The sequence below is a fragment of the Mycobacterium sp. NGS45 genome (assembly GCF_059812645.1).
In genome coordinates this window covers 64,325-76,234 of sequence record NZ_JCALDB010000009.1, presented here as the reverse complement: position 1 = coordinate 76,234, position 11,910 = coordinate 64,325, and the positions used below count along the sequence as shown (strand labels likewise).

The 11,910-nt window shown below is 68.1% G+C and carries 12 protein-coding genes; 6 read left to right on the top strand and 6 right to left on the bottom strand.

Annotated elements, in window-relative coordinates; translation table 11 throughout:
- The first annotated feature begins 122 nt into the window (after positions 1–122).
- The 5 genes from rplM to AC5Y3P_RS10295 all read left to right on the top strand — a co-directional run bounded on the left by rplM (position 123) and on the right by AC5Y3P_RS10295 (position 4,195).
- Positions 123–566, top strand: a complete 444-nt coding sequence (rplM, locus tag AC5Y3P_RS10315; protein WP_500045797.1) for a 50S ribosomal protein L13 — start codon at positions 123–125, stop codon at positions 564–566.
- Positions 567–571: 5 nt separating this feature from the next.
- Entirely contained in the window at positions 572–1,057 is a 486-nt protein-coding gene (gene rpsI / locus AC5Y3P_RS10310) for a 30S ribosomal protein S9 (RefSeq protein ID WP_500045914.1), read from the top strand.
- Positions 1,058–1,176: 119 nt separating this feature from the next.
- Entirely contained in the window at positions 1,177–2,514 is a 1,338-nt protein-coding gene (gene glmM / locus AC5Y3P_RS10305) for a phosphoglucosamine mutase (RefSeq protein ID WP_500045796.1), read from the top strand.
- A gap of 37 nt (positions 2,515–2,551) precedes the next feature.
- Positions 2,552–2,839 carry a type VII secretion target gene (locus AC5Y3P_RS10300; protein ID WP_500045795.1) on the top strand — a complete coding sequence of 96 codons (288 nt, stop codon included), beginning with the start codon at positions 2,552–2,554 and terminating at the stop codon, positions 2,837–2,839.
- A 3-nt stretch (positions 2,840–2,842) separates the two neighbouring features.
- The gene (locus AC5Y3P_RS10295) at positions 2,843–4,195 is read left to right on the top strand and encodes a hypothetical protein (protein WP_500045794.1); all 1,353 of its coding nucleotides are present in this window, start codon (positions 2,843–2,845) and stop codon (positions 4,193–4,195) included.
- Between the two features lie 6 nt (positions 4,196–4,201).
- Here AC5Y3P_RS10295 and AC5Y3P_RS10290 read toward each other — a convergent pair whose 3' ends face one another.
- Positions 4,202–5,242, bottom strand: coding sequence for an LLM class F420-dependent oxidoreductase (locus tag AC5Y3P_RS10290; protein ID WP_500045793.1), 1,041 nt, complete (start codon positions 5,240–5,242; stop codon positions 4,202–4,204).
- Between the two features lie 137 nt (positions 5,243–5,379).
- Between AC5Y3P_RS10290 and AC5Y3P_RS10285 the strand changes: the two genes are divergently transcribed.
- Positions 5,380–6,120: a DUF3298 domain-containing protein gene (locus AC5Y3P_RS10285; protein ID WP_500045792.1), complete on the top strand. Its 741-nt coding sequence runs from the start codon at positions 5,380–5,382 to the stop codon at positions 6,118–6,120.
- Here the strand turns inward: AC5Y3P_RS10285 and AC5Y3P_RS10280 are convergent.
- The 5 genes from AC5Y3P_RS10280 to AC5Y3P_RS10260 form a co-directional block, all read right to left on the bottom strand.
- Positions 6,113–7,561 carry a carotenoid oxygenase family protein gene (locus AC5Y3P_RS10280; protein WP_500045791.1) on the bottom strand — a complete coding sequence of 483 codons (1,449 nt, stop codon included), beginning with the start codon at positions 7,559–7,561 and terminating at the stop codon, positions 6,113–6,115. The two genes, AC5Y3P_RS10285 and AC5Y3P_RS10280, sit on opposite strands and share 8 nt — an antisense overlap.
- 23 nt (positions 7,562–7,584) lie before the next feature.
- Complete coding sequence (locus AC5Y3P_RS10275) at positions 7,585–8,286, bottom strand: hypothetical protein (RefSeq protein WP_500045790.1); 702 nt, start codon at positions 8,284–8,286, stop codon at positions 7,585–7,587.
- 107 nt (positions 8,287–8,393) lie between these two features.
- Positions 8,394–9,683: an MCE family protein gene (locus AC5Y3P_RS10270; RefSeq protein ID WP_500045789.1), complete on the bottom strand. Its 1,290-nt coding sequence runs from the start codon at positions 9,681–9,683 to the stop codon at positions 8,394–8,396.
- The gene (locus AC5Y3P_RS10265; protein WP_500045788.1) at positions 9,680–10,795 is read right to left on the bottom strand and encodes an MlaD family protein; all 1,116 of its coding nucleotides are present in this window, start codon (positions 10,793–10,795) and stop codon (positions 9,680–9,682) included. The genes AC5Y3P_RS10270 and AC5Y3P_RS10265 overlap by 4 nt, the downstream gene beginning before the upstream one ends.
- Positions 10,792–11,898: an MCE family protein gene (locus tag AC5Y3P_RS10260; RefSeq protein ID WP_500045787.1), complete on the bottom strand. Its 1,107-nt coding sequence runs from the start codon at positions 11,896–11,898 to the stop codon at positions 10,792–10,794. The genes AC5Y3P_RS10265 and AC5Y3P_RS10260 overlap by 4 nt, the downstream gene beginning before the upstream one ends.
- Positions 11,899–11,910 lie beyond the last annotated feature (12 nt).

The window sequence follows — 11,910 nt, the reverse complement described above, 5'->3', positions numbered from 1 at the left end:
AGGGGCGAGCGGGTCCCGGGTCGATGTCGGTCGCCGGGAACACCCTGTCGCATCGCCTGACCGGCACCCGGTGAACGCCGGGATCCAACCGCCCGTACGGGCCCGATAGTGAGGTAAGCGCTGTGCCTACGTACACGCCCAAGGCAGGTGACACCACGCGTCAGTGGTACGTCATCGACGCCCAGGATGTGGTGCTCGGCCGTCTCGCCGTCGCGGCAGCCAATCTGCTGCGCGGCAAGCACAAGCCGACGTTCACCCCCAACGTCGACGGCGGTGACTTCGTCATCGTCATCAACGCCGACAAGGTTGCCATCTCCGGCAACAAGCTGACCAACAAGTTCGCCTACCGGCACTCGGGCTACCCGGGCGGTCTGCGCAAGCGCAGCATCGGCGAGCTGCTGGAGAAGCACCCGACCCGCGTCGTCGAGAACGCCATCGTCGGGATGCTGCCGCACACCAAGCTGGGGCGGCAGATCCAGAAGAAGCTCAAGGTGTACGCCGGCCCGGATCATCCGCATGCCGCGCAGCAGCCGATTGCCTACGAGATCAAGCAGGTGAGCCAGTGAGCGAGATCGAAACCACCGAGGCCCCGGAAACCACCGAGGCCCCCGAGGTGACCGAGTACGTGGAGGCCGTCGAGGAATCGACGCCGCGCGAGCCGGTGTACATCGACCGCCCGATCCAGACCGTCGGCCGCCGCAAGGAGGCCGTGGTGCGGGTCCGCCTGGTGCCCGGCACCGGCAAGTTCAACCTGGATGGCCGCAGCCTCGAGGAGTACTTCCCGAACAAGGTGCACCAGCAGCTGATCAAGGCTCCGCTGGTGACCGTGGATCGGCTGGACAGCTTCGACGTGTACGCCCACCTCAACGGTGGCGGCCCGTCCGGGCAGGCCGGCGCGCTGCGCCTGGCGCTGGCCCGCGCGCTCATCCTGGTCTCCCCGGAGGACCGCCCGGCGCTGAAGAAGGCCGGCTTCCTGACCCGGGACCCGCGTGCCATCGAGCGCAAGAAGTACGGCCTGAAGAAGGCCCGCAAGGCTCCTCAGTACAGCAAGCGCTGATACGTCACCCTTTGGTCGCGAGCGTGTGTCAAAGCACGCAACCGCCGGGCGTGTCGCGTGCCGAACGCACGCTCGCGACCGAAGGTGGAGTGGGAAATCGACATCCCCGGAGGAGCGGTATGGGCCGATTGTTCGGCACCGACGGAGTACGTGGTCTGGCCAACAGCGATCTGACCGCAGAACTCGCCTTGGCGCTGGGCGTGGCCGCAGCCCAGGAACTGGCTCGATCCGGCCCGGCGCACCGCCGGGTGGCAGTGGTCGGCCGTGATCCGCGGGCCAGCGGAGAAATGCTGGAAGCCGCCGTCATCGCCGGCTTGACCAGCGCAGGCGTGGACGCGTTGCGGGTCGGGGTGCTGCCCACCCCGGCGATCGCCTATCTCACCAACGCCTATGACGCCGACTTCGGCGTGATGATCTCGGCCTCGCACAACCCGATGCCGGATAACGGCATCAAGATCTTCGGCCACGGCGGGCACAAGCTCGACGACGCCACCGAGGACCGGATCGCCGAGCGGGTCTCGGCCGGTCCGGGTGTGCGCCCGGTGGGCGCCGGCATCGGCCGGGTGGTCGACGCCGACGACGCCCTGCAGCGCTACCTGCTGCACGTCGGCAAGGCCGCCAGCACCCGACTGGACGGGCTGACCGTGGTGGTGGACTGCGCGCACGGCGCGGCCTCGGTCGCAGCCCCGATGGCCTACCGGGCCGCCGGCGCCGACGTCATCGCGATCCACGCCGAACCCGACGGCCTCAACATCAACGACGGCTGCGGCTCCACCCACCTCGACGTGCTGCGCCAGGCCGTGCTCGAGCACGGCGCGGACCTCGGGCTCGCGCACGACGGCGACGCCGACCGCTGCCTGGCCGTGGACGGCACCGGCGCCGTGGTCGACGGCGACGCCATCATGGTGGTGCTCGCGCTGGCCATGCGCGACGCCGACGAACTTGCTTCCAACACCCTGGTCACGACCGTGATGAGCAACCTGGGTCTGCACCTGGCCATGCGGGCCGCCGGCATCGAGGTGCGCACCACCGGTGTCGGGGACCGCTACGTGCTCGAGGAGATGCGGGCCGGCGAATTCACCCTGGGCGGGGAGCAGTCCGGCCACATCGTGCTACCCGCCTACGGCACCACCGGCGACGGTGTGGTCACCGGTCTGCAGCTGATGTCGCGGATCGCCGCGACCGGCCGCCCGCTGGCCGAGTTGGCCGCCGCCATGCGCACCCTGCCGCAGGTGCTGATCAATGTCGAAGTGACCGACAAGACCACCGTCGCTGCCGCGCCCGCCGTGCAGTCCGCGGTCCGGGCCGCCGAGGACGAACTCGGTGACACCGGGCGAATCCTGTTGCGCCCGTCCGGAACCGAGCAGCTGGTCCGGGTCATGGTGGAGGCCGCCGACGAGGACACCGCCCGCACGTTGGCGGCGCGGGTGGCCGAATCGGTCAGCGCGCAAAACTGACGGGAACCGTTTCGCCCGCTGGTGCGTCCAATCGGGTATGGGACGACTTGAAGTCAATCCGGTGGCGCTGCGCGCAGTCGCCGACGAATTCGACACTGCCGCCAACGACCTCGACGGACTGGCTCGCCTGCAGCTGGCCTTCGGCGCCGCGGTGGCCGGCCGGGTGCATGCCGGCGACGGCGCCGCATTGCGGCAGAGCTGGGATGCGCTGCTCGGTGAGTTCCGCGGCTGGTCGCGCGCGGCCGCCGAGATCGGCGCCAGTCTGCGCGACGGCGTCGATGGCTACACCGGCGCCGAAGCCGACGCCACCACCGGGATCGGCTGAGTCATGGCGTACGACGTCGCCGACCGGCTCGGCCAGGGCGCGGCCGCGGTCGATGACCTGGCCACCTATCTGTGGGCCGCGCACCTGCGTGGCTATACCCATCCGGATCTGACCGTGCACCCGATGCAGCTGCGGGACTGGTACGGCACCGAGGACGGACTGGATCTGACGGTCCTCGAAACCGATTGTGCGGGTTTGCGTTCGGCGCTGGCCACCGCCGAACAGAGTTTGGCGCAGGTGCAACGGCAGAGCGCGGAGCTGTCGGCGGCCTGGCAGGGGACCGGCGCCGAGGCGGCCGCGAACTTCCTGCGCCGACACTGCGCGACGGCGACCACCTTGGTTGCGGCGCTGGCGGCGGCCGCGCAGCGGGCCGAGGCGCTGCGCGCGGAGCTGTGGCGGATCGTCGACAGCAAGGTCGCCGACACCATCGCGGTGGCCGAGCGCGCCGGCGGCCAGCGCGCCGCGTGGCGCAGCGCATGCGCGGCCCTGCTCAGTGGTACGGCCGCCGAACCGGAACTGGCGGTCATCGACGAACAGGTGCATCCGTTCGTCGCCGCGGCGGTGGGTTCGGACTGGATCGGCATGGCGCGGGCGGCCGTGACAGCGGTGGCGGCGGCGTATCGGGAGGCCGGGCAGGCCGCCGCGCTGCCGGCGAATCTGCACTTCGAGGTGCCGGGCTGGTTGGGGCCGGTCGCCGAGCCTGCTGCTGCTGCGGCTGCGCCCGAGCCGGCCCCCGCGGTGGCGGCTGCGCCGGTGGCGACTGCGCCCAGCGGATCGGTGACCGAGTCGGCCGCGTCCCCGCCGGTCGACGACCTGCTGGGCGAGCTGGACCCGCTGGCCGAGCTCGAGGATCCATTTCTCGAAGACCCGTTGGCATCGGACCCGTTGGTGTCGGAGCCGTTGGCGGGGGAGGCGCTGGCAGCCGAACCGTTGGCGGGGGAGGCGTTGGACTCGGGCGCGCTGCCCAGCCTGCCCACCGGACTCGGTGACGGCCTGCTCGACGGCCTCGATCCGCTGGGGCTGCCCGATCTCGCAGCGGCCGAGCCGCTTGCCGACGGGTTCGAACCGCCTGCCGAGCCGGCCGAAACTGAGGAGACCGAACCCGAGCAGCCGGCCGGCACCGGCGGTGGCTCCTCGGAACCGTTGCCGCCAAAGGACGCTGAACCGGAGGACGTCGAGCCGGACGACGCTGAACCGCAGTACGCGGCGGAGCAACCCGTCGAGCCCGAGCCCGTCGCACCCGAACCCGTCGCGCCCGAGCCGGACCCGCAGATAGCCGCGCCGCTCGGTGCGGATCCGGACGGGTCCACGCCGTGCGAGACCGCCGCCGAAGAACTACCGCAGGCCGGGCAGTGATCCCGCTCAGGCGGTCAGGCCGACCAGTTCCTCGACGAACGCGAACGTCTCCCGGTCGTCGGCAGCCAGCGGATGCACCAGCATGGTGGTCACCCCGGCTTCGGCGTAGGCGGCCAAGCGTTCCTTGACGTAGCCGCGTGGCCCGACCAGCGACACGCTGCGCACCAACTCGTCCGGCACGGCGTCGATGGCCTCCTGCTTGCGGCCGGCCAGGAACAGGTCCTGGATCCGGTCGGCTGCCTCGCCGAACCCGTACCGGGTCGCCAGGTTGTGGTAGAAGTTCTTGCCGCGCGCTCCCATGCCGCCCAGGTAGAGCGCCAATTGTGGTTTGGCCCAACGTAACCGGTCTTCGACATTGTCGCCGATCGCGAGTCCGGCCGACACCATGACATCCAGCGGGCCCAGCGCCGGATCCCGCTTGGCGAATCCGGCGCGCAGCGCGTCGCCCCACACCTCGTCGGCGCGTTCGGGGTAGAAGAACACCGGCTGCCAGCCTTCGGCGATCTCGGCGGTCAGCGCCACGTTCTTCGGGCCGAGCGCTGCGATGGTGATCGGAATCCGTTCGCGGACTGGGTGATTGATCAGATGCAAGGACTTGCCGAGTCCGGTGCCGGCCTCGGCGGGCAGCGGCAACTGGTAGTACTTGCCGTCGTAGTCCACGTTCTCCCGGCGCCACACCTGCCGGCAGATCTCGACCACTTCCCGGGTGCGGCCCAGCGGAGCGTCGAACGGCACACCGTGGAAGCCCTCCACCACCTGCGGGCCGGAGGTGCCGATGCCGAGCCGGAACCTGCCGTCGGACACGTAGTCCAGGCCGGCCGCGGTCATGGCCAGCAGGGACGGGGTGCGGGTGTAGATCGGCACCACGCCGGAGCCCAGTTCGATGGTCGAGGTCTTGGCGGCCAAGAAGCCCAACTGGCTGATGGCATCGAACGAGTAGGCCTCGGCCACCAGTGCGATGTCCACACCGGCGGCTTCGAGAGCGACCACCTGTTCGGCGGCCTCACGGAAGCCGCCCGCATAGCTGAGGAAGATGCCGGTACGCATGGCCTGAACTCTAACACCAACCGGTTGGTTGGTAAATTGCGGGCGACCCCGAATTGGTGCCCGTTGATTTGCCCATTACCCGGACGGAAACGATATATTCGAAGTCAAGAAATGAATCGATGAACGGTGTGCAAATCGTGAACAAGATTATCCGACGGGGTCGGGGAATTCGCTGGGTACCCGCGTTGGCGGTGGCCGCCGCAACATTGGCGGCACCCGTTCCGATGGCCGCGGCCGACCCGGGCGCACCCTGCGACGGCTTCTCGGCGGTGCCCATCACCATCACCGGAACCAGTCCAGATCAATTGGGCGACTGGATCGTTCGGTACGAAAGAGTGGCCGGTGGCGACCCCGCGATGGCCGAGGAGATCAACGGGATCATCGACGCCGAAGCGCACGGCCAGGTGTTGACCTACGAGCCCAGTGCCAGCAAGACCCTGCCCTGGACGCTGAACGTCGACGGCCGGATCCAGAAACGTGCGGTGACCATTTCAGAATTGTTCACCGGTGAATACAATGCCGATCAACCCAATTTGCCGTACCACGCCGTGGCGACCCGGGTATTCGATTGCCGAAGTGGTGTCCTGATCGACTGGGACAATCTGTTCGTCGACAAGTTGGCCGGATTGACCCGACTGTCCGAGCAGACCAAGAAGATCATCCCGACGGTCTACGCACCGCCCAGCCGGCCCGGGGTGTGGCAGTGGGGCAGTGAGGTCGCCCCGGTCGACGCCAACTTCCGGTTCTGGGTCCCCACCGACGCCGGTATCGAGTTGCACTTCCCGGACTGGCAGTTCGGCCGTGGCGTCGCGGTGATCACCGTGCCGTGGGCCGAACTCCGGGACCTGATCGTCCCGGAGTTCCAGGCCATCACCTAGCTGCCGGCTGGGCGATCCGCTGGGTGTAGCAGCCGTGGAAGGTCAACGGCAGGTGGTGGCGCAGCCGGCCCTGGTACACCGGCCCGGCCTCGATGTCCTGGGCGTCGAAGACCGACAGGTTCATCACGTTGTCGACGCCCTCGAGCCCCGGCGTGAGCAGCCAGCCGTCGTCCTCGGCCTCGGCGCCGGGCCGGGCCGCGAAGATCGACTCGTGCGGTAGATAGCCGTCCGGGAACCGGTACACCGCTTCGGTACCGGCCTGGTTGTCGATCTTGGCCAGCGCGTTCGGGAACGCACTCTGGTCCACCCCGGCCGACAGATAGGTGTACCGGTTCGGCTTGGCCATCCGGAACACGTTGAGCGTCGGGAACTCTCCGTTGAGTGTGGAGAACTCCTCGATGGTGGTCTGGCCGGACGGCGAGATCCGCAGCCGGGTCGGCACCCCGCCGTAGGCCATGGTGGAGGTCTGCATCAGGTCCTGCACGGCCGAGAGTTGACCGTTGAGGTCCTCCCAGCTGGCGTGGTAGTTCAGCAGATCCACCACCACGTCCTCGCCGTCGTCGTAGGCGTTGGACAGGTGCAGATGCAGCAGCGGGTCGGTCTGAAAGATCCGCGGCTTGCCACCGTCGAGCGGCACCAGCGCGATCGTGGTGCCCATCGAGTGGTCGTATTCGATCGCCTCGATGTAGTTGAGCAGGCCGAAGGCCGCGCCGAAGAACTTCTTCAACGGGAACACCAGCGGCGGGATGACGAACACCAGGTAGCGCTTGGTCAACCCGACGTCGTGGTTGAACATCGGCCGCGGCAGCGGCACCGAACCCAGCCGATGCATCTTGCCGTACCGGTCCACCCGGTAGCAGATCAACTTGGGGATCGGCGCCATCGCCATGCCGAAGTTGTACATGTCACCGGTGTCCCAGTCCCACTTCGGATGCGCCGAGAATGCGCCCAGCCACTTGAGTTCACCGTCGAAGTCGTATTCGCCCTTGGTGCGCAGGGTATCCGGGTCGACCTGGGTGGGCTTGCCGCCCTCCCACAGCGCCAGCAGCTTGCCGGCGTGCATCACCACGCCGGTGTTGGCGACATTGGTCGGGAACCGCAGCGCATTGGCCAGCAGACCGCCGTCGCGCATGGTGCCCAGCGCCCGGTACGGGGCGCCCTCGGAGATGATCGAACGCTGATAGTGCTTGGTCTGGATGAACCGGTTGCGGAAGTGCACCTTGCCGTCCGCCATCGAGAACATCGACAGCATGCCGTCGCCGTCGAACAGGTGGCCCAGCGGGGTGCCGCCGGCCTCCATCTTGCCGGGCCCGTTGCGGTACAGCGTGCCGCGCAACTCGGCGGGCAGCTCACCGGACACGTCATCGATGGTGTAGTCGTACTCGTCGTAGAGCGGGGTGTAGGCCTGCACGTTGCCGTCGGCAACACTGGGCTGACTCATCGCGGACTCCAATCCGTTCTAGATCACTTGGCCTGGTAGACCCGCAGTGTGCAGCCCAGGCCGGGCAGGTGCGGGTCGAACTCCAGCGGCATCGGGCCGTCGGCGTGGAAAACCTTCTCGCAGGCTGCTTTACAGCCCATCAAACATGAATTCTCTTGGGCGTCACCGGTTCCCGGCACCACATGAATCGCGCATTCCGGGATCTCGTAGACCAGGGTTCCGCCCGGCTCCTCGCCGGTGCGGTGGATCGGGCCGACCAGGAAGGTCGACATCGACACCCCCATGTCCATCACCGGGGCGTACCAGGCCTTGGGCACGATCTTGACGGCGTTGAACATCGGGATCAGGAACCGCAGCCAGTGCCGCAGCCGGCCGGCGACGGCATCGGAGACCAGTTCCTCGACGGCCTGGAACGGCAGGTCGCGCAACAGTTCGGTGCTCACCCATTCGAGTTCGGCGACGAACTGGCCGTACTGGCGCTGCCAGGAGCTGCGCGGGCTCTCGAACACGCCCCGACGACGGCGTCGTCGCACCAGCTGCTGCCACTGCGCCTCCATGGCGTCGCGGTCGTCGGTGATCAGCCGCAGCACCGGCACGAACACCGTTTCCGGCAGGTCGGCGACCCGCTTGAGCATCGAGTGCATCAGCAGCTCATCGCGCAACATGGTGAGCCGGCCGGGCTCGGTCTGTGCGGGTGCGGCCGGGACGGCACGGGCTGTGCTCATCGGGCTGATCCTTTCACTGGGCCGTCGACGTCGTGCATGTCAGCTCCATCCGCCGGTCTGGTCGGTTACCGCTGGGTAGTCGACCAAACGCGTCGCGCCGCCTGCGTTCACCATTGGCCACCTTGACGTTGCGGCTGTGATTCCGGTGGTAGCTCCGGTCCGCCGTAGGGCAACTGGATGGTGTGCTCGGTGATCGGCGTCGGATCGGCGCGACGCAGCGGATCCAGATCCGCCGGTGGCAGCGCGGTGTCGTCCCCGGGTGGACGCGGCGCGTTGCGGGCGCCGCGGACCAGCAGGTTGGGGTCGTCGTTCTGGCAGTAGGTGTACAGGTACGGCTCGGGATAGTTCGGGATGAACGGCACATCGCGCTGATGCGGGTAATCACACACCGGGCGCGGATAGATGTCGGCGATCGCCCAGATCGCACCGTCGTGCATCAACGACCGGATGCCGTCCAGCAGCGGTTGACGTTCGTCGTTGAACATCCGATCCAGCGCCGGCACCCGGACATAGGACAACTGCGCGACGGTGCTCAGGTCGCCGAGCAATTCGACCATGGTCGGCGAGTTCTCGGCGATCACGGTGTCCACGGTGTTCAGCAGGTCCGGTGTGTTGTTCAGCAGCGCGCGGATACCGGCATCCTTACCGGCCACCCCGCCCAGCGTCGCCGCCAGGTTGTCCGACATCGCGTCCAGGCCGGCCGAGGAATCATCGAGGATCTTGAACACCGTGCGACTGCTGCGCAACAGCGTCATGGTCTGCGGCAGCACCCCATCGAGCGTGTTGAGCAGCACCTGCGAACCGTTGAACAGCTGCCGCAGCTTCTCCGGACCCTGTTCGCTGACGCCGAGCTCTTCGATCACCGAGTTGATCTGCTCGGGATCGGCCTGGGCCAGCACGCCGTCGATGTTGGTCAGCAAGCGCCACAACGGGATCGGCGTCTCGGTCCGGGAGCGGTCGATCACCGCGCCGTCGGCCAGGAACGGACCGTCGGTCTGCTGCGGCGTGAATTCCAGGTACTGCTCACCGGCCGGCGACAGGACGGAAACCCGAACCGCGGTGTCGCGCACCGGGATCTGCACATTTCCGTCCAGCATCGCGGTGGCCACCACACCGTCGTCGGTGACGTCGACCGACTTCACCCGGCCCACCGGGATGCCGCGCACCGTGACGTCCTGCCCGGCCAGCAGGCCACCGGACTCCTCCAGGTCCACCTGCACCGAGATCTGCCGGTCGAACGGGTTGACCCGCAGCGCACCGAAACTCAGGTAGGACACCCCGATCACGACCAGCAGCAGCTGGCCGACAACCGAGAGCAGCAACCGCCGCGACACCGCGAACTGCACGGCGCGAATGGCCAGCGCGGCCACCGGGTTGAGAACCGAACGCAGACTCATTGCGGTGGCCCCCAGATCCGGCCGCGGTCCGGACCCCACACCCGGTCCCCGAGTTGGGTCAGCACGAAGCGGACCGAGCCGACCATGTTGTCCCAGTTCTCCCACTTGGGTCCGGTGAAGCCCGGGTCGGCGTAGTGGTTCATGTCCGGGATGTGCCCGATCGCCACCTGCTGCAGGTCGACGTCGGCGGCCGCGGCGTTGCTGCCGAACAGTTTCAGCCCGGCCGGCAGAAACCGCTGGATGTTGGCCATCGTGACCCGCGGATCGGTCGACACTTCGTTGAATGCCGCCGACAGCGTGTTCAGGTCATGGATCCAGCTGCGGGTGTCGGTGCCCTGGATGGCCGGGAACTTCTGCAGCTGGTCGGTTACCGCGCCGATCTGGTTGACCAGACCGACGATCGCAGAGGTGTTGTCCGCCAACGTCAACAGCGCCGGGGTGGCTGAACCCAACACGTCGTTGATGGTGTCCCGGCGGGCGTTGAGCTCATCGGCCAGCTGCGCGGTGCGGTCCATCGCGGTCCGGATCTCATCGGAGCGTTCGGCCATCATCGAGACCAGCGCGCGGGATTCGTGGATCAGGCTGTTGAGCCCTTCACCCTCCTTGCCCAACGCGGAGCCGACCCCGTTGAGCACTCGGGTCAGGTTCCGGATCACACCGCCGTTGACGATCATCGAGGTGGTGGCCAGCACCTGCTCGACGGTGGCCGCCGCACTGGTGTCTTGCTGCGGGATCACGTCGCCGTTCTGCAGCATCGGTGCCGACGTGCCGGCCGGGGGAGTCAGCGCGACGAACACGTCGCCGAGCGGGGTGGCCGAGCGCAATTCGGCGGTGGTGCCCTGCGGTAGCTGCACGCCGTCGAGGATGCGCAGCTGTACCAGCGCGGTGTAGTCCCGCGCGCTCATCCCGACCACTTCGCCGACGTCGGCGCCGCCGACCCGCACCTTGGCCCGGTCCGGCAGGTTCAGTGCGTTGCTGAACTCGGCGTTGAGTTCGTAGCTGGCCCCGGACAGGCCGGGCGCCGGCAGCGGCAGCTGCTCAACACCGGCCGAACAGCCCACCAGCACGGTGCTCAACGCTGCGCCGACGGCGATCCGAAGGCCGGTGCTCATCGGTCCTCCAGTTTGGTCAGGGCATCGAGCATGGTGGTCATCCCGAAGTCGGGGCCCAGGTCCCGGATCGAACCGGTCCGGCAGCCCAGCTGGCGCAGGCCCAGGATGTTGCAGACTTCCTTGGTCATCGAGCTGTCGAAGAAGACATTGTCGAAATGTGCTCCCACCCGCAGCATCCCGTTCTCCATGTCGATCGCCGCGGCCGCGTTGTCGATGGCCAGCGGGGCCACGTCGAACACCTCGGCCAGCTCGCGCCGGTAGTCCACCAGCGCGCGGCTCAGCCGGGACATGCTGCCGACCGACTTGTTCAGGTTGCCCCCGTTTTCGCTCAACAGCACGTTGAGCTGATCCAGCAGGTTGTTCAGCCGGCGACCGGTCTCCCCGCGGCCCACCTGCTCGGAAGCCAGCAGGTCGGTGAGTTGGCGCACGTAGCTGCCGAATTCACGGACCTGAACCTCGTTGCGGGCCGCCGCGTCGGTGAGCGTGCTCAGGTTGGTGATGATGGTCGTCAGGTTCTCCTCGGTGGCCGCGCCGCCGTCCGGGCCGGTGCGCAGCGCCTCGGACAGGCCGGCCAACGCCTCCTTGATCTGCGGGCCGCTGGTGGAGGTGATCGCCGAGGTGGCCGACATCAACTCGGTCAACGGTCCGCCGCCCTGGCCGTCGCCGCTCATCGCGCCGCCGAGCTTGTCCACCATCTTCAGCACCCGGTCGAATTCGATCGGAGTCCTGGTCGATTGCGGCCCCAGGATCGCGCCGTCGGCCAACTTCGCGCCACCGGAGTAGGCCGGGGTGAGTTCGATGTGCCGGTCGGTCAGGATCGAGGTGCCGACCGTGACGGCGGTGACCTCGGCCGGCACGTCGATGTCGCCGGACACCTCGATGCCGACGTCGATGTGGGTGCCGCGGTTGACGATCGAGGTCACCCGCCCCACCGGCATGCCGAGCACCGAGACGTCGTTGCCCTCGTAGAGTCCGATCACGTTGTCGAACTGGGCGGTGAAGCGCAGCGGAGCCTTGGTTTCGGGGCGGAACAGATACGCCCCGGCCACCGCCAGCACCACGGCGGTCAGCACGGCGATCAGGATCGCGGTCTTGCGTGTCATCTTCGGTCCCGG